Origin of the sequence: Liquorilactobacillus satsumensis DSM 16230 = JCM 12392 (assembly GCF_001435195.1) — a bacterium.
GTDB lineage: Bacteria > Bacillota > Bacilli > Lactobacillales > Lactobacillaceae > Liquorilactobacillus > Liquorilactobacillus satsumensis.
Genome location: NZ_AZFQ01000026.1, coordinates 28,250 through 50,219, shown reverse-complemented (window position 1 = coordinate 50,219; position 21,970 = coordinate 28,250). Strand labels below are relative to the sequence as shown.

Genomic DNA, 21,970 nt, shown 5'->3' with positions numbered 1-21,970 from the left:
CTTTTTAATAATCGTCTTGCTTGTAACCAAAAGCCTGCAGATCAGCTTTTTTATCCCGCCAATTTTCTTGAACTTTGACCCAAAGTTCAAGATAGACACGGTCACCCAAAAGATGTTCGATCTCTTTTCTAGCTCGAGTTCCGATCAGTTTGAGCATTTTACCGCCCTTTCCGATTAAGATTCCCTTTTGCGAGCCGCGCTCAACGATAATTGTTGCTTGTACGAGTACTTTTTCTTCATCTTCACGATGAATTCTATCGACAATTACAGCCACAGAATGCGGTACTTCTTCGCGTGTTACCTTGAGCACCTGTTCTCTAACCAATTCTCCTGCAATAAAACGTTCTGGATGATCCGTAATCTGATCATCCGGATAAAATTGCGGTCCGGCTGGCAACTGTTTTCCAAGTGTCGCTACCAATTCTTCACAATTATTTCCTTTGAGAGCTGAAATTGGGAAAACTTCTTTAAAAGCTAATTCATTGCGATAAGAATCAACAATTGCCAATAAGTCATCAGGATGAACCTGATCAATTTTGTTAATGACCAAGAAGATAGGCTGTTTTACCTGTTTTAGACGCTCAATAATGAATTGATCGCCTTTGCCTTTTTTTTCAGTAGCATTAACCATAAAAATTACACAATCAACTTCATTTAAAGTGGATAAAGCAGACTGCACCATGAAATCACCTAGACGACTATGCGGCTTATGAATCCCTGGAGTGTCTATAAAAACAATTTGAGTTGTAGCAGTTGTATAGATTCCTTGAATCTTGTTTCGCGTGGTCTGTGCCTTATCACTCATGATGGCAATCTTTTCGCCGATTACTTGATTCAAAAATGTCGATTTCCCGACATTTGGTCTCCCGATGATTGCAACAAAACCGGAATGTGCTTTGCTTTCCATTAATAAACCTCTCTTCGTATATTAAAACAACGCCAATAAGTGCGGAATGAAAATAACCGCGCCGCTAATTGCCGCAAAAACCGCTGTCACAAAAACCGCACCGGATGCAATATCCTTAGCTTTTTTTGCCAATGGATCACGTTTACATTCTGTAATCAAATCCACGACGTTCTCCAAGACTGTATTCCAAAGTTCACTTACCAATACCAAAGTGACGCAAAGCCCCAGCCAAAGCCACTCAAATAAGCCAAGCTGTAGGAGCCACGCAAGCAAAAAAACTGCAATTGCAGCAAAGGAATGAAACCTCAGATTCCGTTCTTCTTTCCAAGCCGTCAACAACCCAGCAGAAGCGTGACAAAAAGATTGCCAAAAATGGCGATGTTTCCATTTATTCTTTTTATTTTTTAAGTCCATAAGCATCTAAAATCTTTCGTTGTAATCCAAACATAACTTCCTCATCTTCTTTGCGCATATGATCATAGCCGTTCAGATGCAAAAAACCATGCACGACTAGGAAACCTAGTTCCCGCTCTTCAGAGTGCCCAAGATAAGCAGCCTGTTCCTTAACCTTGTCCACTGACACCATAATATCACCAATATTTTTAGGAACATCAAATTCAGCATCATCTGGAAGAATGATTGGAGTGTCATCATCACTTTCTTCTTCAATCGCAAAACTAATCACATCAGTTGGTTTATCAACTCCACGGTACTTTTTGTTGATTTGATGGATCTTCTCATTATCCATTAATGTGACAGACATCTCAGTGTCGGCCGGTAGATCAATGTATGCGCCCGCAAAATCTAATACTTTTTGCACCAATTCAAGTCTTGCTTGCGACACCTTTTTGGTATCATCAAAAATTTCTAAATCCACTACACTCGTCCTTCTTCTTTACTTTGATTTGCATAAGCTTCAATGATCTCCGCAACAACTGGATGACGGACTACGTCAGCAGCATCGAAGTTAACAAACGCAATATGGGGGCGCCCTTGTAAAACTCTTTGTGCATCAATCAGGCCGCTTTGGCTATGACCGCGGGGCAGGTCGATTTGTGTCTGATCACCATTCACAACCATCTTCGAACCAAAACCAAGACGGGTTAAAAACATCTTCATCTGCGCTCGGGTAGTATTTTGGGCCTCATCCAAAATTACAAAGGCGTTTTCTAAAGTCCGTCCCCGCATATAAGCAAGTGGAGCAATCTCAATAACGCCACGATCAAGCAGTCTTTCCGTGTGCTCTTTACCTAAGATTGCATGCAAAGCATCATAGATAGGGCGTAAATACGGATCAACTTTTTCTTTGAGATCGCCCGGCAAAAAGCCCAAAGATTCACCTGCTTCAACCGCGGGACGCGTTAAAATAACACGTTCTACTTGATTCTTCTTCAGCGCTGAGATTGCCATTACAACGGCTAGAAATGTTTTCCCAGTACCCGCAGGTCCAATCCCGAAGATTAAGTCATTGTTTCTAATAGCTTGAACATACTGACGCTGGCCAAAGCTCTTAACCCGAATTGGCCGCTTCTTTTGATCTTTTAAAAGTACATCGGTGTAAAGATCACGGAAATACGTTAAGGTCCCACGTTCAGCCATCTTAATTGCTGAAAGGACATCTGCATTTCCAAGGGTTACGCCTTGTCCCAAGACGGCTGCAAGCTGCTGCAAAACTGCCAGCGTACGGTCAACAGCGGCTGCTTCACCCTTAATTTTTATTTGGTCACCAAAAGGACTGATAATAACATTTTCATTTTCTTCAAGCAGTTTAACATACTTATCATGTGTCCCCAACAAAGCAGCACTTTGTTGTGAATCCTCTATTTTAAACTCTTTTTCAACTAATTGTTTTTCAGCCAATCCGCATAGACTCCCTCAATTAAGCATTATATGCAAATCATAGCATAAAAAAAGCTGAAACAAAACCCGTAGGATTCCATTTCAGCTTGGATTCAACTAAAACCAGTTGAATACTATTAATTACTAACCTAATAACGACTTAACCGCCGCATTTACCAGCTTGCCATCAGCACGCCCTTTAACTTTAGGCATCACTGCGCCCATCACTTTACCAAAATCAGCTTTTGAGGAAGCATTAACCTGTTTGATTGTTTCTGCAACAATCTCATGGACCTCTGCTTCACTTAATTGCTGTGGCAGGTAACGCTCGACAACTTTAATTTCTTTTTCAAGACCAGAAACCAAGTCGGCACGCTGCGCCTTTGAAAACTCTGCTAAAGAATCTTTTCGCTGTTTCAATTCACGAGATAACACACTGATTTCTTCATCAGAAGTCAATGGTTGACCAGTTTTGATCTGCTCGTTCATTACGGCTGCTTTTAACATCCGCACAGTACTCAAAGTCTCTTTATCGTGAGCCTTCATCGCAGTTTTCAAATCATTATTTAATGAATCAAGTAAGCTCATCAGTTCTATCCTCCTTAGGAATTAGAAACGACGCTTATTTTTACGCTTTCTTGCTGCTTCAGATTTTTTCTTGCGTTTCACACTAGGCTTCTCATAGAACTCACGTTTCCGGTATTCTTGTAAAGTACCAGTTTTTGAAACGGAACGTTTGAAGCGACGAAGAGCATCATCAAGAGATTCGTTTTTACGAACGACTGTCTTTGACATTTTGTTTCCCTCCCTCCGAGCTTAAAATGTAACCGTTATATTCTGCATAAATACACAAACTTTTAACAGTTCTTAACTATTATACATAAACCTTTATAGCACGTCAATAACACATCGGCAACAAATCAATAATTTAATTGTTCTTAAGCTCTAACACCCTTTTCTTAAATTATTCCTGTATACTAAAGGAGTTCAAAAACTATTCAGCAACTGGAGGAAAAAAGATGGATGTGAAGAAAAAAATGGCTGTTTTCATCATTTCTGATTCAATTGGTGAAACAGCGTATAATTTAGCAACGGCCGCAACAGTTCAGTTTCCAGATGTCGAATTTGACTATCAGCGCTTTCCCCTAACCAAGACGACCTCTTTGCTTGCAGGAATTTTAGAACAGGCAAAGCGCGCAGATGCTTTTATTGTGCATACTCTCGTTGGAAAGGGACTTGCCGCCTATGTTAACAAGTTTTGCGCCGAAAATCAGCTTTGCGTCCTTGACGGCATGTCAAAGCTCATTCAGACAATCAGCAGCAAGACTGGCACAACACCTCTTCTCCAAGCAGGCCGCAACCACAAATTAAACAAAACATACTTTAGTCGGATTGAGGCACTTGAATTTGCTGTTACTTACGATGATGGTAAAGATCCGACTGGTTTTCTAAAAGCAGATATTGTTCTTTTAGGAGTCTCACGCACCTCAAAGACTCCACTTTCTTTGTATTTAGCAAATAAAAATTACAAAGTTGCCAATTTGCCGCTGGTTCCTCAGACAAGAATCCCAGAAGAGTTATGGCAGGTAGATCCCAAAAAAATCTTTGGTTTGACTAATGATCCGCAAGTATTGAACAATATTCGCCGTGAACGACTGGTCACATACGGCCTTAACCCTGAAACAAATTATTCAAATCTAAACAATATCGAAGCTGAATTAGCGTTTGCAGAAAAACTTTACCACAAAATTGGCTGCCTTGTAATTAATGTTTCAAACAAATCAATCGAAGAAACTGCTACCTTAATTACCGAAAGTTTGCCGCTTAATCACTGATTGAAGCTATTCACTCGTAAACAAGGCAAGTACCTCTTCTTGTGGAATACCTGCAAAATAATTATCTAAGTGCTGTCCTTCTAGAACAGCACTTAGTTGTGCATGCTTAAAAGGCAAGCCCTTTAATTTGGCCTGTAAGTCACTCACTGGCTGTGTCCCGAAGAAGTCACCATAAATTGTAACTTCCTGGATTAATCCTTTTTCAACTAAGAAGCGCACGTCAATCGTGCCATTTTTAAAATGTTTCCTCTTCTTAACCGTAAATTGTGGGGAATTGCCATAAACCCAGTCCCAATTAGCATAATACTTTGCCACCAACTGCTCAATCTGCGCTTCATCTTCACTATCTAAATGATACTCAGACTGCCGCATCGCTTGCAAAGAATCTGCTTTGAGAATCTTCAAAATTAGCGCATCCCGGAAGTCTGCTGTTGTGATTCCTTGATATTGTTTATCTAAATAAGGCATCAAGTTGGTTACGCGGCTACGCACAGACTTGATGCCTTTTGAAGCAATTTTGTCTGCCGGGACGTTCAATGCTTTAGTAACTTCGGCAAGATCAACATTAAACATGAGGGTTCCATGACAGAATGTCTTTCCGCCTTTAGTATACATTGCATTGCCAGAAAATTTTTTGCCCGCAATCACAATGTCATTTCGACCTGTAACCGCAGCTCCAGTTGCCCCCATTGCATGTAAAGCTGTTACGACTGGTGCAACCAATTGCTTAAAATCGCCAAAAAGACGCCGATCAGCTGGAACAACAAAACTAAATGAAAGATTCCCTAAGTCATCATACATCGCCCCGCCGCCTGAAAGTCTGCGTGTTACAACAATCTGATGTTTTCGACAATATGCTTCATTAATTTCCTCAAATGTATTCTGATTCCGACCGACAATGATACAGGGCTTTTGAATATAAAAAAGCATAAAAGGCAGTTCAATCTTATTGCTTTGCATTAAGTACTGCTCAGTTGCCAAATTTCGTCTAATATCTGTTGTAGGCATCACTACATACCGCATTTTCATCGCTCCTTACTTTTTAGCTGATCTTTGTTAACCTCTGTATTATAACGCTTTCACTTAAAATACGACAATCAAAAAAGCGGCCCGCTACTGACCAAGGTCAACGCAAGTCGCTTAGCTTAAAAAGGTTATTTACTTTAACTATGGAACACTTCACTAACTTTAAACTACTTTGCCATTTATCTATTCAATTAGGTTAAAGGCGCGCATTAATTACCGGGCTGTATTTATAATTTGCCGGCTTGTGCCAATACCTTTTTTTGCATTTCCGGGTCAAATGTTTGTGTTTTAAGCATTTCAATTTCAAAAGCATATGGCGGATACTTATGATTTTTGTCTGGTCCAACATAAGGAGTCTCCATGATTTTGGGTAACTCTGCGAGTTGTGGATGGTGCACAATGTAGTTCAAAGTGGAAAAGCCGATCGTGCCAAAGCCAAGATTTTCATGCCGATCTTTATGCGCACCACGCTCATTCTTTGAATCATTGACATGGACGACTTTCAAACGGTCCAATCCAATGATATGGTCAAACTCATTCAAAACACCATCAAAGTCATCCTTTACATTGTATCCTGCATCATTTGTATGGCAAGTATCGAAAGTAACTGACAGCTTTTCATTGTAGGTAACTCCAGCAATAATTTGTGCTAATTCTTCAAATGTTTTCCCAACTTCGGTTCCCTTCCCAGCCATTGTTTCAATTGCAATTTGCAAATCTTGTTCTGGGGTAAGCACTTCATTCAAGCCCTTAATAATATTGGCAATTGCTGCGGGAGCGCCGGCACCCACATGTGCCCCTGGATGGAATGTCATCTGTTTTGCACCCAATGCTTCAGCTCGCTCAATTTCATCGTGCAAAAACGAAACTGCAAAAGTGAAATTTTCAGGCTTTTTAGTATTTCCAAGGTTAATAATATATGGAGCATGAATCACAATATTGCTAAGACCATGTTGTTGCATAAACTCTTTGCCTGCTGGAATATTCATTTCAGCAATCGGCTTTCTGCGCGTATTTTGTGGCGCGCCTGTATAGATCATAAAAGTAGTGGCATGATAGGCAGCCGCTTCTTGGGCAGAGCCCAAAAACATCTCTTTGCCCTTCATCCCTACATGTGAACCTAATAACATATGTAAAGCCTCCTTGATTTTTTAAATTAGTGGAAATAATTTAAGGTTCTGGTTCATAAAAGCGGCCCATAATCTGGACATTTTCCGCAATACTAACAAACGCATACGGATCGGATTCTTCCATTGCAGCTTTGAGATCATGCTGCTCATAGCGTGAAATAACGGTAAATAGAATTGTTTTTTTATCATGCCGATATGCGCCTTCTGCACCGTGAACAATTGTAATTCCGCGCCGCATATGGCTTTGAATACAGTCAACCACACTTCTCGGCTTGTTTGTGACAATCATGACCTGCATTTTTTGTTGGCGTGTGTACACCATATCCATGACACGTGCATTGACAATCAGACCCAGAGCAGAATAAAAAGCATACGGCCACCCGTAAACAGCGCCCGCTGCTAACACAATAAAGGCATTAAAACACATATTGATGGTCCCGATACTTTTGCCAGTCTTTTTGCGCAGCGTCAACCCGATGATATCCAAGCCGCCAGTTGAAATTCCATTTTTCAATGCCAAACCAGTTCCAAAACCATTGATTGCGGCACCAAAAATTGCACAAATAATCGGATCAGTTGTCAATGTAATGGGCTTCAATAATTTAATCATTATACTCGAAAAGACAACTGCTAAAAAAGTAAATAAAGTGAAACGATGCCCAATTTGGAGCCATGCCAGCAAAAAAAGCGGAATGTTTAACATAAATAAAAGCAGCGCAGTCGATGGGTGAAACAAACCCTGATTTCTCGTAAGTGTCTCTAATAACTGCGCCAAACCGGTGATTCCGGAAGAATAAATCTTACCTGGTGTCCAAAAAAAATTCATCGCGATTGAAACAAGAATGCCATAAATAAAAGCTGTTGATGCACGAGCCACATACTGGTGTCTTTTCCAAATTCGCTGAAGTTCATCCATAAGGTGTTCTCCTTCTTCTCTTCTTAATGCCTAATTATTTTTGCCCTTTTCCCCCCAATATTTTTGTTTGAAGTGTTCCCGGCCGCCTTCTTCAAGAGCAAAGCGCGCCGGATTTTTTTTATAGAATTCCTGATGGTAATCCTCTGCTTCATAAAAAGGTTGTGCATCTTCAATCTGGGTCACAATTGGAGCTGTAAAACGTCCGCTCGCAGCAAGTGCTTGCTTAGAAGCTTCCGCAATTTTCTTTTGCTCATCACTATTGGTAAAGATCACCGGGCGATAGCTGTCCCCACGATCTTGAAATTGTCCCATTGCATCTGTTGGATCAGTTTGCTGCCAATAAATTTCTACTAGCTGCGCATAAGAAATCAGTGTAGGGTCAAACGTGATCTTAACGGCTTCTGTATGCCCAGTTGTATGGGCACAAACTTCCTCATAAGTCGGATTTGGAACATGTCCACCGGTATATCCAGATACTACTTTTAAAATGCCTGGTTGTTGATCAAACGGTTTAACCATGCACCAAAAACAGCCACCTGCAAAAATTGCAGTCTCTTTTTTCTCACTCATTTATTTTCCTCCCAGCTCAAGTTCATGTATAAGATAACTTAAAAATATTTTTTCAGCAAGAGACTTGGTTTGAAAACATGTCATAAATTGCTTTTACCGAATATTGTAGCATGCTTTTCGATTCTAACAGCAGTCCACACAAGTCTTTGTTTGAGTACATTCCTTGCTATCTGAAATCAAAAAAGGGACCGCATCAAATCTAGTTTTTGATCCAGCCCCTCTTTTGATTTTTTAAACCGACTTTAGACATTACAGTTTCCAAGTAACAAACTTAGTCCCACAAAAATTAGTCGTCAAAAACCCGGATGGTGCCACGTGCTTACCTGCTAATGCTTGCAGTTAAATACCACCCGAGCATAGACATAGTTGTCTTTAAACTAAAACTTGTTGGCCTACTCTTCTTCAGTAGTTTCCAAATGAAGTTCATCAAGTTGTTTTTGAGCAACAGTGCTAGGCGCATTTGTTAATGGCTCAGATGCCTTTGAGTTCTTAGGAAATGCAATTACTTCACGGATATTATCCTTGTGGGTCAGCAACATTGCAAAACGATCAAGCCCAATTGCCAGCCCGCCATGTGGTGGAAAGCCATAATCAAGCGCATCAATAAAGAAACCAAATTGCTGTTCTGCTTTTTCTTTGGTAAAGCCCAACGCCTTGAACATCTTTTCTTGCACTGAGCGCTGATGAATTCGGATTGAACCCCCACCTAATTCATACCCATTCAAAACGATATCGTAACTTTGAGCGTGTGCTTTATGTGGATCAGTATCCAGCAACTGAACATCTTCTTCATTTGGCATTGTGAAGGGATGGTGCGCTGCAATATACCGATGGAACTCCTCACTATATTCAAATAATGGCCAATCAACCACCCATAAGAAAGCAAATTTGGCTTCATCAATCATCCCTTGTTCCTTGGCAATACTTGTACGCAAATATCCTAAAGAATCAGCGACTACTTTGCGTGTATCAGCAGCAAAGAGGATCAGATCACCAGTATGAGCTCCTGCAGCCTGCTTAACCTGGTCAGCGCTGTCTTTGAAGAACTTGGCAATTGGACCTGAGAAACCGTCAGCTGTTACTTTTAACCATGCCAGTCCTTTTGCCCCAAAGCGCTTCAAATATTCCTGCTTTGCATCAATTTCTTTGCGTGAATATTTATCTGCCCCTTGTGGCACAGTAATTGCCTTGACTTGACCGCCATTTTGCAGAACATTTTGGAAAACTTTAAAATCAACATCCTTAACTGCTGCTGCCATATCAATCAATTCCATCCCAAAACGAATGTCGGGTTTGTCGGAACCGAAACGATCCATGGCTTCATTCCAAGTGATGCGCTGCAGTGGCAATTCAATGTCAATATCCAAAACATCCTTCATCACCCGTTTAAGCAAACCTTCCGTAAGATCTTGAATTTCTGCTGCTGTTAAAAATGACGTCTCTAAATCAACTTGCGTAAATTCTGGTTGGCGATCACCACGCAAATCCTCATCACGGAAGCACCGTGCAATTTGGTAGTAGCGATCAAATCCAGCTCCCATCAAAAGCTGTTTGAAAAGTTGCGGCGATTGGGGTAAAGCATAGAAATGGCCAGGATAAACACGTGAAGGCACCAGATAATCGCGCGCACCTTCAGGCGTTGATTTTGTCAAATATGGGGTTTCAATATCAATAAATTGCTCTTCTTCTAAATATTTATGGATAGAAGTCGTGATTTTACTACGTAGGATCAACGACTGTTGCATCTCTGGACGCCGCAAATCCAAGTAACGGTACTTAAGGCGTAAATCATCTGAGACATTAATCCCGTCTTCAATATAAAATGGAGGAGTCTTTGCTTTGTTCAGTAAATGAACTTCATGAATTTCAACTTCGATTTTCCCCGTCTTCATATTGGGATTATTTGCCCCTTCACCACGCGGAACAACCTTTCCTCGCGCCTCAATTACATACTCACTGCGCAAATCATCGGCGATTTTCAGTGCTTCTTCATTGAATTCATGGCTGAATACTAACTGTACAATTCCCTCGCGGTCACGCAGATCAATAAAAATCAAATTGCCTAGATCGCGGCGCTTTTGAACCCAGCCTTTTAAACAGATTTCCTGTCCTAGATACGTTTCATCTACTAATCCACAATAAGTTGTTCTTTCCATTTTTTGCCTGTTCTCCTTCTTAATTTATGCACGTAGCTGTTTAATTAGCTCTGCGAATTTTGTATAAACAGCACCAAGAGGTACCTTGATTTCCTTTCCGCTTTCCATTTCCTTTAGATTTACTTCTTTTTGTGCTAACTCTTCTTCACCTAAAGTCAATGTAAAGTGCGCACCTAAACGACTGGCTGCTTTGAATTGTCCCTTAGGCTTGCGTTTTAAATAATCTCGCTCAGCATTAAATCCAGCAGTACGCAAACTTTGAACCAATTTGAGGGTTTCAACATTGGTTGCTGCACCGATTCCAACCACATAAACATCTAGTTCATTATTAAGTGGCAGTTGAATGCCTTCAGCTTCGAGTATCAATAAAAGACGTTCAACGCCCAGCCCAAATCCAATTCCAGGTGTCTCAGGCCCCCCAAGTTGTTCAACAAGCCCGTTATACCGGCCACCTGCACAAACAGTCGTCCATTTGCCACCAAAAGCTTTTGAGTTGCTCATTAATTCAAAGATAGTGTGGTTATAGTAATCTAGTCCACGTACCATACTAGTGTCAACCTCAAATGGAATCTCTAAAGCTGTCAGCAGTTCTTTAACACCCTCAAAATGTGCCTGTGCTTCAGGGGTCAAGTAATCAAGAATCCGTGGTGATTTCGCTACAATTTCTTGATCCTGCTGATCTTTGCTGTCAAGAACACGCAACGGATTTTTATGCAGTCGTTCTTGGGAATCAGCGCTCAATTGTGCTGTCAGCGGCTCAAGATAAGCAATCAATGCCTGTCTGTACCGCGTGCGTGATTCATTATCACCCAAAGTATTCAATGCCAGCTTCAAATCTTTCAGCCCTAAACTATGTAAAAGTTCAACAGCCATTGCCATTACTTCAACATCTAGTGTTGGATTGTCAACTCCAAACGCCTCAACTCCGATTTGATGGAATTCGCGTAGCCGTCCAGCTTGAGGACGTTCGTAACGAAACATCGGTCCCATGTAGAAAGTCTTAAAGGGTTTTTGAATTTCAGGGCCATACAGTTTGTTTTCAACATAGGCGCGAACTACGCCAGCTGTCCCTTCAGGCCGTAAAGTAATATGCCGTTCTCCTTTATCATAAAAATCATACATTTCCTTAGTCACAATGTCTGAGGTTTCACCTGAAGTTCGTGAAAAGACCTCAAAGCTTTCAAAAATTGGCGTCCGGATCTCGTGATAACGATATCGTTTGAACAGTGTACGAGCAGCTTGTTCGACACTCTGCCATTTTTCAGATTCGCCAGGGATGATATCTGTGGTTCCCTTTGGGCGTTGATATTTCATTAATATTTCCTCCTTAATAAAATCTTATTTGTTGCATAAAAAAACCCCGCCGAAGACATCGACAAGGGTGCAAGAGTGCACGGTACCACCTTAAGTTATTACTCTAGTAGGATAACGTTCCATACGGCATGCAACAAACATGCACCTCAAGAGTGTCATTCGCCCGTGAATTTCAGTGGGCTCACACCAATTCCCACTCGCTAGTTGAAACTCAACGAACTACTCTTCTCTCTTCCGGCTTCATATACTGACACTAAGATACTCGAAAAGTTACACAAAGTCAAGTTGTGAAAAAAATGTCTTCCAAATACGAATGTTTTCGTTGTTTTCGTATAAGTTTGCTATAATTAACAGGATAACAAATTGAAACGATGGAGTCCTAGTATTGAAAAATAGTAAAACAGAAAAACGTCAACTTAAAAAAAGACATTTAATTTTAAGCATCCTGGTGGTCCTCTTAACTGGGATACTTTTCTTCCGCACCTTAAATTATTTCAGACAAGTGATCATCGAAGCTCCAACAGCCAGCTTAAAAAAGGGACCTGGCATTGAATATTCCCAACTTAAAACACTAAAAAAAGGCAGCAGAATTACCATTATCCGTTCAAAATATCATTGGTTTTATATCAAAACCAGTGATAATCACTTTGGCTGGATTGCAGACTGGAATCTGGCCACTAAAGAACGCAATCAAATTGACGACCTAGCCGACGCAACCATTGTTCTTGATCCCGGACATGGTGGTGCTGATTCAGGGGCTCTTTCTGCTAACGGTCGGATGGAAAAAACATATACCTTGAAAGTAGCTAAAAAAGTGGCCGCAAGTTTGCGTCAGCGTGGCGCAAAAGTCTACCTCACCCGTTCAGCTGATAAATATGTAGATCTCGAACCACGTGCACAACTTTCAAATAACGTCCACGCTGATGCTTTTATCAGTTTTCACTTTGATTCTTCACCTGTGGAAAATGGAGCTTCTGGAATTACTACGTATTATTATCATCAAAAGACTTCTTATAGTTTAGCTAAAAGTGTTAACTCACAATTCAAGGCACTTAGTCTCGAAAATCGCGGCATTGACTTTGGCGATTTTCTAGTCATCCGCGCCAATAATTTCCCTAGCATTCTCCTTGAAATGGGATACATCAACAGCAGCCGCGACTTTGAACAAATCAATTCTGCAAGTTATCGCAATCAAGTCGCCAGTGATGTCGTGCGTGGCTTAAAAGCATATTTTGATTCCAAAAATTAAAGTATACTTACAGCTTAACGTGCTGAGCAGCCACAAAAACGTAGTTCAAGCACTTGGGTCCATAAATTCAACTAAAAAAACAATTGGGCCATAATTATAAAACAGCCTTCAATTCACTGATTCTTCGGTCGCACTCAATCTTTGCAATAATTGTTTGGTCTGGATCAAACAGGTATCCCTGCATCCCGGCGCGCCGTCCCGCTTCTACATCAAGTGGCCGATCTCCAACCATTACAGCTTCTGTGCGGATAATCCCGAACTTTGTACACAGGTAATTCAAAGAAGCTGGATTCGGTTTGCGTGGAAAATGAGCATCTCCGGTCACTGCTCCCGAAAAAAATTCGGCGAGTTGATCACGCACCAGCAGCTGCCATGCACTGTGATCCCGATGTGTTAAAAGAAAATTGCGACCACCGCGGGCCACAACTTGTTTGCAAACCTCACGCGCACCACTAAAAGGATGCTCGTCTTTTTGCGCCTGCTGTTCCCGTTGCCGATAGTCCTGCACAACCTTTGCTTGGGTCGTTGTGGGCAGATCGTTTGTATAGAAAGCAAAGGTTTGTCCTAGTGAAGAGCGCCGCATTCGCAGATAGACTGCCTGAGCGTTTACCTCAATACCATAATCTTGCAACGTTTCTTTAAACGCTTTGACCATGACTGGATATGTCTGATAAAGTGTCCCGTCAAAATCCCAACAATAATCGCGCATCTTTGCCCCTTTCCAGCTACTTAAGTGCTGCCTTGCGCCTAATCCAACCAACTGCAACATTCATTGCCAAACGACATGCATTGGTTTCATCCAGCGCATTTTTAACAACGAAGTCATGAATCGTACCTTGGAAACGAATTTGGGAAACATTCCCACCCGCATCCCGCATCTTACGTGCAAAAGCTTCTCCTTCATCTCTAACGACGTCTGCCTCAGCCGTAATAATTAAAGTTTCCGGCAATTGCCGCAACTGTTCAAACGTGGCTCGCAAAGGCGAATAAAGAAACGTTGCTTTGTCTTGTACTTGTCCTAAATACTGCTGCCAGGACCACTTCATCTGCTCACGTGTCAGATCGTACCCACCAGCGAATTGATGATAAGAATTTGTATCAAAATTTGCATTCGTCACGGGACAAAAAAGCACCATTTTATAAATTCGTGGCAGTTCGATACTATTGGGATGCATCAAAGCAAGTGCTAATGCAAAAGTTCCACCAACATCATCACCGCCGACAAGTAATCTTGATAAATCAAATGGATAAGTTTTCGCCAATTCCGGCAGCTTTTCAAACACAACTTGCAACTGGTTAAGCTGGACCGGTGCCTTAACTTCTGGTGCGAGCGAATACGAAACAAAAACGGCAGCAACTCGTGCACGGGACACCAATTCGCGGATCAACTTATCATGCGTCTTTACATTCCCTGAAATAAATTGCCCTCCGTGGACGTAAAATAACACTGGAAGCTTCTCATCTTCCTTCAGATCTTTAGGATACAGTATTCGAACCGGAACTTTCCCTCCCAGCTTAGTAGGAACGGCAACTGTTACGTCCTGATAACGTACATCATGCAAATAGACAACGGCACGCTGCTCGAGCTCAAATCGCTCTCTGACCACCTTCACCCCAAAAGTAGTCGGCACAAAACTGTTATTGTGCTGTTTGCAAATCTGTTTTGCTTCCTTTTCCAACGAAATCAATTGCATTAGCGCTCTCCCCTTTACACTAACTGATCTGTATCATACACCAGTGTCACTGGCCCGTCATTCACAAGTGAAACTTTCATCTCTGCTCCAAAAATTCCCTCAGCAACAGGTGTCCCACTAGCGCGTAGCAGCTGATTAAAAGTCTGATAATTTTGTGCTGCAATTGTTGGATTCTGCGCAAGAGTAAAACTTGGACGATTTCCTTTGCGAAGTGCCGCGTAAAGTGTAAATTGCGAAACAGAAAGAATCTCTCCTTGAACCTGTTTAATACTAAGATTCATTTTCCCAGCAGTATCAGAAAAAACACGGACATTACTGATCTTATGCGCGATTCGCTCTAATTGTTCCTGTCCATCGCCTTCTTCAAAACCAACCAAAAGTAAAAAGCCTTGTTTAATCTGCGCAATTTGCTGACCTGCAACTTGCACACTTGCCTGTGAGACTCGTTGTAAGACCACTCGCATCGTCACTTTCCCCCTAATGAATTGTTCTCTTAACTACATAAACATCTGGCACCCGTTTAATGTTATCAATTACGCGCTGCAGATGAATCCGATCTCGGATTCCGACTGTAACGTCCATCGTCGCTAATTTATTATTATCAACGCGTCCATTAACAGAACTCAACTGCCGTGTACTGTTATTTAAAGCTTGCAAAATATCGTTTAAGAGCCCAGAACGATTGTAGCCCTGAATTTGTAAATCCGTATTGTAGTAGGTTTTGTTGTCAGCCGTCATATTCCACGAAACAGCAATCAGACGTGTGCCTGACTTTTCTGCATTTTTAACATTCGGACAGTCCACCCGATGCACAGAAACTCCCCGGCCTTTCGTAATATAACCAACAATGTCATCTCCTGGAATCGGATTACAACAGTGGCTCAATCGTACTAGCAGGTTATCGACACCTTCTATGATAATTCCTTCATCATTTTTATTCTTACGACCATCAAGCTGATTTTCCCGTGTCAGTTCCTGATGATCCTCCAAGAGTGCTTTTTCTTCCTGCCGTTTACGATCTGTTTCTTTTTCCTCACGAATTTTTTCCGTCAGAATATTATTGATTCCAAGCGGAGCTAACTCTCCAAAACCGAGTGCTGCGTATAAGTCATCCACACTCGAGAATTTCTTTTTGCGTAATACTTTCTCTAAATTCTCACTTGTCAAGACTTTCTTTGGTTCATAACCTAACTCCAGCAGGCTTTCATCAATAATCTCTTTGCCTTTATCGATGTTTTCAACTCGATCCTGCTGTTTGAAAAAGCGTTTAATCTTATTACGTGCCTTGCTAGTATGAACCAATTTAAGCCAATCACGACTGGGTCCTGCGGAATTCACAGAAGTTAAAATATCAACAATATCTCCATTTTTGACCTGGTAGTCAAGCGGTACAATTTTGCCATTAACCTTTGCACCAACCGTTTCATTGCCGATTTCTGTATGAATAGAGTAGGCCATATCAAGCGGCCCAGCTCCTTTTGGAAGTTCAAAAACATCGCCCTTAGGTGTAAAAACATAAACTCGATCACCAAAAAGATCGCCCTTAACACTCTCCACAAATTCAGCAGCATCATTGCTTTCATCTTGGAGTTCAATAATTTCTTTAAACCAGTTAAGTTTGGTGCCGGTATCATCTTGTTTGATCGCGTCTGTCTTACCTTCTTTGTATGCCCAATGAGCAGCGATCCCATATTCAGCTACCCGGTGCATCTCTGAGGTTCTGATCTGCACTTCAAAGGGTCTGCCGTTGGGCCCAATCACTGTCGTGTGCAATGATTGATACATATTTGCTTTTGGCATTGCAATATAATCCTTAAATCTGCCCGGCATCGGTTTCCAACGCGTATGAATTGCACCTAAGACCGCATAACAATCTTTAATCGAATCTACAATCACCCGCACAGCCAACAGATCATAAATCTGACTAAACTGTTTGTGTTGATCTTTCATCTTCCGGTAAATTGAATAAATATGCTTTGGCCTGCCATAAATCTCGCAGTTCAAGTCAAGATCAGCAATCGAACTGCGAATTTCTTTGATAGCTTCCTCGATGTAGTGCACACGCTCAATTCTTTTAGAATTCATCAGATGAACAATTCGGTAGTACTGCTGCGGATTAAGGTAGCGCAGCGAACTATCTTCAAGTTCCCATTTGATTGTGCTGATTCCTAACCGATCAGCCAACGGAGCATAGATTTCCAGAGTTTCATTTGCGATGCGGCGTTGCTTATCGGGGCGCAGATGATTAAGTGTGCGCATATTATGCAAGCGGTCCGCTAATTTGACGATAATTACCCGCAGATCTTTTGACATCGCCAACAATAGCTTCCGGTGATTTTCTGCCAGCTGCTGTTGATGCGATTTATAGCGGATTTTGCTCAGCTTGGTGACACCATCAACAATGACCTCAACATCGTGGCCAAAAAGTTCCCCCACATCTCCGAGCGTCACAGGTGTATCTTCCACAACATCATGCAAAAAGCCCGCACAAACAGTCGCCGGATCCATCCGTAGATCAGCAAGAATTCCTGCCACCTGAATAGGATGAATAATATACGGCTCACCAGATTGACGGCGCTGTTCCTTATGCACATAGCTTGCAAAAGTATACGCCTTTTTTACCAACGCTACGTGCTCTTTATTCATATATTTTTGCACCATTTTGATAACATCATCGGCGCTCCAAATTGTTTCTCTTTCCATCTTGTCCACCCCTACAAAAAAATATAAATAAAAACACGTACTCTAAAAGACGTGCTTTCCACCGTGCGCTAACTATTTTTTAGTTGCCCCATATGCAAGTAGAGCAACCACAATATAAACCAATGCGAAATAATAGGCATAGCTTTCAAAAAAGAGCCGGACTCCTCCAAGATAGATTAGCGGGAAAAAGAGCAGGTAGACTGCCGGTTGCTTTCTAGCTCCTACAATTATCCCGGTGATGATTGCATAAACAATGTTGATTCCAAATAAAGCAAAACCAATCCGTGAAACATCGCTTAGATTAAGTTCTTCAAAAATGATTGGCACTACTAAAGAGATTGCTGCCGCAAATGCCAAATACCAGATAGTTGTTAATGAAAATAAATGTTTAGTATTCATCGAAACCCTCACTTCTCAATAATTGCTTCTATTTTACCCTAATTCAAGGACGAAAGAAAGCGCGGCAAGCAAATACAACGGAGCTGTCTCTGCTCGCATAATACGAGGGCCTAGACCCGCCAGTTCAAAAGCTTGCGCACGCAAATCGGAAATTTCGGTGGCTGAAAGGCCGCCTTCTGGCCCAAAAACTGCGATTAAACTCTTCTGTTTTCCCTTTTCAGCAGCTTGCAGTGCTTCAAATAAACGTTTCAAAACCGTTTTTTCTCCTTGCTTAGCTGCTTCTTCATATGCTGTCACTTTATAATCAAATTCATTAAAAGCAATTTTGTTCAAACGTGGAGCAAAAGTAACTTGCGGTGTCACCACTCGATGCGCTTGTTCAGCAGCATTTTGTGCAATTTTTTGCAAACGAGCTACTTTTTGGGGTTGTTTTTTAGAATCCCACTTTGCAACCGAATACTCGCCCCCAAAGAAAATAAAATTGGCTGCTCCCAGTTCAGTCCCCTTTTGCACAATCCATTCAGCCTTATCTTTTTTAGGCAAGCCACAGGCAAGTGTGACTCTTACCGGCAACTCCACCTGATGCTCGAAGCGCTTAAGTACCCGAACTTTGGCTGTTTGAGCAGTAACCTCAACAAGTTCAACCAAAAGCACCTGTTTTTGGGTTGTCACTACTTCAAAACAATCACCTTTTTTCATGCGCATCACCACAATTGCATGCTGATATATCTCTGAAGGCAACCCAAATAATTCCGGCAGGTCGGCCTGTTTTACAAAGTATCTCTGCATCCGTTAATCCCCGCCTTTACTCTTTTGAAGTACCAATGAGACCCACTTGCCATCTGAAGTGGCCTGTTGTAGTGTTAACCCCTGTTTGTCTGCCTGTTCCACCAGAAGCTCTTTTTTAGTAACAATTATGCCAGACATAATCAGCTTGCCATTTTCCTTAAGATGTAATCCGACTTGGGGTAGCAACAGTTCCTGAACCTCCGGTAAAACATTTGCAACTATTAGATCTACTGCATCCGGAGCTCCTTGAAGCAGATTACCTTGCTTGACGATCACCTTAGACTGGACACCGTTTGCTTTAAGATTACGTTTAGCTGAAGCAACCGCTTGTTCATCAAGATCACTCGCAAAAACTTGCTGTGCACCAAGCCTGCACGCTGCAATACTTAAAACCCCAGAACCAGTTCCAACATCAATCACTGTTTCACCACCGCGCAGACAATTTTCCAAAGCAGCAAGTGCAAGTACCGTTGTAGGGTGTGTCCCTGTCCCAAACGCATCCCCAGGGTCGAGTCTAAGCAGCACTTCACCTGCTTGTCGCGCTTGATATTCTTCCCAAGTCGGCACAACTGTCAAATAGCGTGTAATTCTTTGGGCATGGTAATATTTTTCCCATTCATGTGCCCATTTCTGATCATCAACTTTCACCAGTTTGACTTCCAAACGCTGAACGTCAAAACCAAATTGTGCGAGTGCTGCGACCCGTTGTTTAGCCTTTTTAAGTTTTTCTTGGGCTTCTTTTGCATTGTTGAAATAACTACTGAGGTAAAGAAGCCCTGTCTGTTTTAACAGAGCGGTTTCTTTTTGAATCCCTGCAGTCCCCAAGTCATATAAAATAGCTTCAACTGCAGTCTCAGCTTCTTGTGTAGTTGTAATTGTTAACTTTTGCCAGTGCAACTTATTCCCTCCATGTTGATACAGCTTAATTATAATTTAGGATACGCTAGCCAATAATCTTTATCTTGCACCTGACGTTTTTCTGCAAGTATCCGTGAAAACTCTTCAGCGGACCATTCGAGCTCAAATAGTGTTATTTTTGAACTGTCGCTGCTATTCAAAAACTCGATTAAATCAGACTGGCTGTTATCTAATAAAATCTGCAAATAGGTCAACAATGCTTCTCCTTTTGCAAGTTCCCAGCCCTTTTGACCATCAAATGGCAAACATACAAGATAATCGTCTTGCACTCTGCGTGGGTCAAAAAATACTCGATCATAGAGCAGAATTGCATCCACGAAAGTAATCGCGGGTTTAGGTGAAGTTTCACCGGTCATATCAAGAAACAACGCACGTGCCTTTTTTTCCATTACAAAAGTTATTTCAATCGTAAAGGTATGTTGTTCCTTGTTCCATGAAAGTTCCAGTTGTCCATCAAAGTCCAGTTTTGATAGCCCTAGTTTTAAAAAATCAAGAAGATCGAATTTCATTGCTCCACCGCCTTAAGAAGAAGTAACTATTTTTTAATCACAAATTTGGAAATATCTATCCTCGTTTTTTGCACGTCCTGTTGCATAAACCTAATTTAATATTAGTATTTTTGCTGGTTCGTGACAACATATTAATTGAACTGCAGCAAATCTTAATTAAACAACAACAGCATTTTTTCAAAAGACTTGAGCATAAAGTCACCAGCAGTGAAATGTTGCGCTGCTCTTAGATAGTTTTCTTTAGTCCTATCGAGGGTACTAATTCCGACAATACAAGACCAGACAAAGGCCGCTCCTTGCTCATTAGCCATCTCGGCGGAAAAACGTCCTTCAGCTCGTCCTTGCACTAGGATTGCCTTAAGCAGCTCTAAAATTTCAGCGTTTAATTGATAATATTTTTGCAATACAACTTCGCCAAGTTGCAGTTTCTCGAGCGTAGAACCTTCATAATAGATGATTGCTTCTAAATATACAGGAAAATCATTTCTAAGGGTGACAATACTATTAAAGAATAGGCGTAGTTTTTCCAATGATCCCGTTGGTCCTGCAGTTGCCATTTTTTTTTCAAGGATTGCCTGGAATTTTCGGTAACCTCTAAGCGCAATTTCAAAATAAATCTGTTCTTTACTATTAAAATAAACATAAAGTGTTTTTTTACTAAATTCAGCTTCTTTAGCAATTTCGTCAATTCCTGCGGTTGCGTAATCCTTTTGTGCAAAAATTCGTTCTGCAGCATCAATCACGTCCTGCTGCTTTAATTTCCTTTCGCGAAATTTTCTTTCCAGCTGTCCCAATTTTTAATCTCCTTTACTTTCCAACTCGGTTCACGTGACCTTCAATCACAAAAACTACACTCCAAGTTACACAAAATCTACTAACATTATATATCAACAATCAAGTTTAGCAAAACTCTTTGTTTGAAAACTTAAACAGTGCTTAATATCTCTCATCCTAAGTCACTGGTCAGCTGCACTTTTTTTTGCTAAGATTATCTTGATTGAATTTTTCAATATTACATCACGGAGGTCTCACCATGACTAAATATAAGCTAATTCTCGATCTTGATACTGGAATTGATGATGCACTTGCCATCGCTTATGCCCTAGCTGATCAGGACTGCGAGTTGATTGGCATCATCGGCTCTTACGGCAACGTTGTTGTTGAACAAGGAGTACGCAACAGTTTGGATCTGCTTTCTTTGCTAGGCGCTGCTGATGTCCCAGTCTATCAAGGATTACCATGTGCTTCGACCAAAAAAAATTTTGTTGTTGAACCAATCAGTGCTCAAATTCATGGTAAAAATGGAGTTGCCAATCTTACGCTCCCCCATGCACCACGGCAAGTAGCTGAACAAGACGGCGTTGATTTCCTGATCACGGCAATCCATAAGTACCAACATAATTTGCTTTTCGTACCTACAGGCCCTTTAACCAACCTTGCAGCCGCTATTAAAAAAGATCCTGAAATCGTTCAGTTGATTGGTGGAGTAACCTTTATGGGCGGTGCACTAAGCGTTCCGGGTAACGTCACCCCTGCAGCTGAAGCTAACCTGCACCAAGACCCAGCGGCTGCGAATGAAGTTCTACGCAGCAAACTTCCATTAACGATGGTTGGTTTAGACGTTACCACACGTACATTACTGACTAAAAAAGAAACTCAAACATGGCGCTCACTTGGAACTTCGGCAGGTAGCATCTATGCCGATCTAGTTGACTACTATATTGATGCCTATCAAGTTACAAGTTCCCATTTGGCCGGCTGTGCACTTCATGATCCGCTTGCTGTTGCAGCTGCCTTGGAGCCTAGCTTGTTACAAACATTTTTCTTGAACATGAAAGTTGAGACAGTTCCTCCATTTGAAGGGCGCACAATTGGTGATGAAAAACGGATCAATGAACCAGCTACCACAACACAAGTAGCTTTAAATGTCGACAAAAAAAGATTTGTCAATAAGTTTATGAATCGTCTCACCACCTTATTTGCAGATCATTGATTTTTAATGGAACGGAGTGTTCT

Annotated in this window: 24 protein-coding genes; 3 read left to right on the top strand and 21 right to left on the bottom strand. The window is 41.4% G+C overall.

The window, feature by feature from the left end:
* Positions 1–4 precede the first annotated feature (4 nt).
* The 6 genes from era to rpsU all read right to left on the bottom strand — a co-directional run bounded on the left by era (position 5) and on the right by rpsU (position 3,541).
* Complete coding sequence (gene era, locus FD50_RS03415; RefSeq protein WP_054756313.1) at positions 5–907, bottom strand: GTPase Era; 903 nt, start codon at positions 905–907, stop codon at positions 5–7.
* Positions 908–928: 21 nt separating this feature from the next.
* Positions 929–1,321, bottom strand: coding sequence for a diacylglycerol kinase family protein (locus FD50_RS03410; RefSeq protein ID WP_056960360.1), 393 nt, complete (start codon positions 1,319–1,321; stop codon positions 929–931).
* Complete coding sequence (ybeY, locus tag FD50_RS03405; protein ID WP_054756314.1) at positions 1,305–1,784, bottom strand: rRNA maturation RNase YbeY; 480 nt, start codon at positions 1,782–1,784, stop codon at positions 1,305–1,307. Before ybeY ends, FD50_RS03410 begins: the two co-directional genes overlap by 17 nt.
* The gene (locus FD50_RS03400) at positions 1,784–2,767 is read right to left on the bottom strand and encodes a PhoH family protein (protein WP_056960268.1); all 984 of its coding nucleotides are present in this window, start codon (positions 2,765–2,767) and stop codon (positions 1,784–1,786) included. The genes ybeY and FD50_RS03400 overlap by 1 nt, the downstream gene beginning before the upstream one ends.
* Before the next feature lie 123 nt (positions 2,768–2,890).
* Entirely contained in the window at positions 2,891–3,334 is a 444-nt protein-coding gene (locus tag FD50_RS03395) for a GatB/YqeY domain-containing protein (protein ID WP_054756316.1), read from the bottom strand.
* A gap of 21 nt (positions 3,335–3,355) precedes the next feature.
* Positions 3,356–3,541, bottom strand: a complete 186-nt coding sequence (gene rpsU, locus FD50_RS03390) for a 30S ribosomal protein S21 (protein ID WP_003694124.1) — start codon at positions 3,539–3,541, stop codon at positions 3,356–3,358.
* A 224-nt stretch (positions 3,542–3,765) separates the two neighbouring features.
* Here rpsU and FD50_RS03385 point away from each other — a divergent pair, with 224 nt between their 5' ends.
* The gene (locus tag FD50_RS03385) at positions 3,766–4,581 is read left to right on the top strand and encodes a pyruvate, water dikinase regulatory protein (RefSeq protein WP_054756319.1); all 816 of its coding nucleotides are present in this window, start codon (positions 3,766–3,768) and stop codon (positions 4,579–4,581) included.
* A gap of 6 nt (positions 4,582–4,587) precedes the next feature.
* Here the strand turns inward: FD50_RS03385 and FD50_RS03380 are convergent, their stop codons facing one another.
* From FD50_RS03380 to hisS, 6 genes are all read right to left on the bottom strand, one after another.
* Complete coding sequence (locus FD50_RS03380) at positions 4,588–5,604, bottom strand: lipoate--protein ligase (protein WP_056960266.1); 1,017 nt, start codon at positions 5,602–5,604, stop codon at positions 4,588–4,590.
* 230 nt (positions 5,605–5,834) lie between these two features.
* Positions 5,835–6,737 (bottom strand): deoxyribonuclease IV, encoded by a 903-nt coding sequence (locus FD50_RS03375; protein ID WP_056960264.1) that lies wholly within the window; start codon positions 6,735–6,737, stop codon positions 5,835–5,837.
* Between the two features lie 40 nt (positions 6,738–6,777).
* Positions 6,778–7,653 (bottom strand): YitT family protein, encoded by an 876-nt coding sequence (locus tag FD50_RS03370; protein WP_054756322.1) that lies wholly within the window; start codon positions 7,651–7,653, stop codon positions 6,778–6,780.
* 30 nt (positions 7,654–7,683) lie between these two features.
* Positions 7,684–8,223, bottom strand: a complete 540-nt coding sequence (msrA, locus tag FD50_RS03365; RefSeq protein ID WP_056960262.1) for a peptide-methionine (S)-S-oxide reductase MsrA — start codon at positions 8,221–8,223, stop codon at positions 7,684–7,686.
* 392 nt (positions 8,224–8,615) lie between these two features.
* Positions 8,616–10,379 (bottom strand): aspartate--tRNA ligase, encoded by a 1,764-nt coding sequence (aspS, locus tag FD50_RS03360; protein ID WP_056960260.1) that lies wholly within the window; start codon positions 10,377–10,379, stop codon positions 8,616–8,618.
* 24 nt (positions 10,380–10,403) lie between these two features.
* Positions 10,404–11,693 (bottom strand): histidine--tRNA ligase, encoded by a 1,290-nt coding sequence (hisS, locus tag FD50_RS03355; RefSeq protein WP_056960259.1) that lies wholly within the window; start codon positions 11,691–11,693, stop codon positions 10,404–10,406.
* 385 nt (positions 11,694–12,078) lie between these two features.
* On the opposite strand from hisS, the gene FD50_RS03350 reads away from it, so the two are divergent.
* Positions 12,079–12,942, top strand: coding sequence for an N-acetylmuramoyl-L-alanine amidase family protein (locus FD50_RS03350; protein ID WP_056960257.1), 864 nt, complete (start codon positions 12,079–12,081; stop codon positions 12,940–12,942).
* A 94-nt stretch (positions 12,943–13,036) separates the two neighbouring features.
* Here FD50_RS03350 and FD50_RS12780 read toward each other — a convergent pair whose 3' ends face one another.
* From FD50_RS12780 to FD50_RS03305, 9 genes are all read right to left on the bottom strand, one after another.
* Entirely contained in the window at positions 13,037–13,651 is a 615-nt protein-coding gene (locus FD50_RS12780; RefSeq protein WP_056960255.1) for an HAD-IA family hydrolase, read from the bottom strand.
* Between the two features lie 16 nt (positions 13,652–13,667).
* Positions 13,668–14,636, bottom strand: a complete 969-nt coding sequence (locus FD50_RS03340) for an alpha/beta hydrolase (RefSeq protein ID WP_054756327.1) — start codon at positions 14,634–14,636, stop codon at positions 13,668–13,670.
* A 14-nt stretch (positions 14,637–14,650) separates the two neighbouring features.
* Positions 14,651–15,100 carry a D-aminoacyl-tRNA deacylase gene (gene dtd / locus FD50_RS03335; RefSeq protein WP_054756329.1) on the bottom strand — a complete coding sequence of 150 codons (450 nt, stop codon included), beginning with the start codon at positions 15,098–15,100 and terminating at the stop codon, positions 14,651–14,653.
* A 13-nt stretch (positions 15,101–15,113) separates the two neighbouring features.
* Positions 15,114–17,339, bottom strand: a complete 2,226-nt coding sequence (locus tag FD50_RS03330) for a RelA/SpoT family protein (protein ID WP_056960253.1) — start codon at positions 17,337–17,339, stop codon at positions 15,114–15,116.
* Between the two features lie 72 nt (positions 17,340–17,411).
* Positions 17,412–17,738: a hypothetical protein gene (locus tag FD50_RS03325; protein WP_054756331.1), complete on the bottom strand. Its 327-nt coding sequence runs from the start codon at positions 17,736–17,738 to the stop codon at positions 17,412–17,414.
* Positions 17,739–17,771: 33 nt separating this feature from the next.
* Positions 17,772–18,527, bottom strand: coding sequence for a 16S rRNA (uracil(1498)-N(3))-methyltransferase (locus FD50_RS03320; protein WP_056960250.1), 756 nt, complete (start codon positions 18,525–18,527; stop codon positions 17,772–17,774).
* 3 nt (positions 18,528–18,530) lie between these two features.
* A complete protein-coding gene (gene prmA, locus FD50_RS03315) occupies positions 18,531–19,424 on the bottom strand; it encodes a 50S ribosomal protein L11 methyltransferase (RefSeq protein WP_056960248.1) in 894 nt (297 codons plus the stop codon).
* 29 nt (positions 19,425–19,453) lie between these two features.
* A complete protein-coding gene (locus FD50_RS03310; protein ID WP_054756336.1) occupies positions 19,454–19,954 on the bottom strand; it encodes a DUF3013 family protein in 501 nt (166 codons plus the stop codon).
* A 152-nt stretch (positions 19,955–20,106) separates the two neighbouring features.
* Positions 20,107–20,748 carry a TetR/AcrR family transcriptional regulator gene (locus FD50_RS03305; protein WP_054756338.1) on the bottom strand — a complete coding sequence of 214 codons (642 nt, stop codon included), beginning with the start codon at positions 20,746–20,748 and terminating at the stop codon, positions 20,107–20,109.
* A gap of 239 nt (positions 20,749–20,987) precedes the next feature.
* On the opposite strand from FD50_RS03305, the gene FD50_RS03300 reads away from it, so the two are divergent.
* On the top strand, positions 20,988–21,947 hold the full coding sequence (locus FD50_RS03300; RefSeq protein ID WP_056960246.1) for a nucleoside hydrolase: 960 nt from the start codon (positions 20,988–20,990) through the stop codon (positions 21,945–21,947).
* Positions 21,948–21,970 lie beyond the last annotated feature (23 nt).

Coding starts and splice junctions, on each gene's coding strand:
- msrA (WP_056960262.1), bottom strand. CDS start 8,223: ATGAGTGAGAAAAAAGAGACTGCAATTTTTGCAGGTGGCTGTTTTTGG.
- hisS (WP_056960259.1), bottom strand. CDS start 11,693: ATGAAATATCAACGCCCAAAGGGAACCACAGATATCATCCCTGGCGAA.
- FD50_RS03300 (WP_056960246.1), top strand. CDS start 20,988: ATGACTAAATATAAGCTAATTCTCGATCTTGATACTGGAATTGATGAT.
- rpsU (WP_003694124.1), bottom strand. CDS start 3,541: ATGTCAAAGACAGTCGTTCGTAAAAACGAATCTCTTGATGATGCTCTT.
- FD50_RS03375 (WP_056960264.1), bottom strand. CDS start 6,737: ATGTTATTAGGTTCACATGTAGGGATGAAGGGCAAAGAGATGTTTTTG.
- FD50_RS12780 (WP_056960255.1), bottom strand. CDS start 13,651: ATGCGCGATTATTGTTGGGATTTTGACGGGACACTTTATCAGACATAT.
- era (WP_054756313.1), bottom strand. CDS start 907: ATGGAAAGCAAAGCACATTCCGGTTTTGTTGCAATCATCGGGAGACCA.
- FD50_RS03385 (WP_054756319.1), top strand. CDS start 3,766: ATGGATGTGAAGAAAAAAATGGCTGTTTTCATCATTTCTGATTCAATT.
- FD50_RS03395 (WP_054756316.1), bottom strand. CDS start 3,334: ATGAGCTTACTTGATTCATTAAATAATGATTTGAAAACTGCGATGAAG.
- FD50_RS03310 (WP_054756336.1), bottom strand. CDS start 19,954: ATGAAATTCGATCTTCTTGATTTTTTAAAACTAGGGCTATCAAAACTG.
- FD50_RS03325 (WP_054756331.1), bottom strand. CDS start 17,738: ATGAATACTAAACATTTATTTTCATTAACAACTATCTGGTATTTGGCA.
- FD50_RS03380 (WP_056960266.1), bottom strand. CDS start 5,604: ATGCGGTATGTAGTGATGCCTACAACAGATATTAGACGAAATTTGGCA.
- FD50_RS03320 (WP_056960250.1), bottom strand. CDS start 18,527: ATGCAGAGATACTTTGTAAAACAGGCCGACCTGCCGGAATTATTTGGG.
- dtd (WP_054756329.1), bottom strand. CDS start 15,100: ATGCGAGTGGTCTTACAACGAGTCTCACAGGCAAGTGTGCAAGTTGCA.
- FD50_RS03370 (WP_054756322.1), bottom strand. CDS start 7,653: ATGGATGAACTTCAGCGAATTTGGAAAAGACACCAGTATGTGGCTCGT.
- aspS (WP_056960260.1), bottom strand. CDS start 10,379: ATGGAAAGAACAACTTATTGTGGATTAGTAGATGAAACGTATCTAGGA.
- FD50_RS03330 (WP_056960253.1), bottom strand. CDS start 17,339: ATGGAAAGAGAAACAATTTGGAGCGCCGATGATGTTATCAAAATGGTG.
- FD50_RS03340 (WP_054756327.1), bottom strand. CDS start 14,636: ATGCAATTGATTTCGTTGGAAAAGGAAGCAAAACAGATTTGCAAACAG.
- FD50_RS03410 (WP_056960360.1), bottom strand. CDS start 1,321: ATGGACTTAAAAAATAAAAAGAATAAATGGAAACATCGCCATTTTTGG.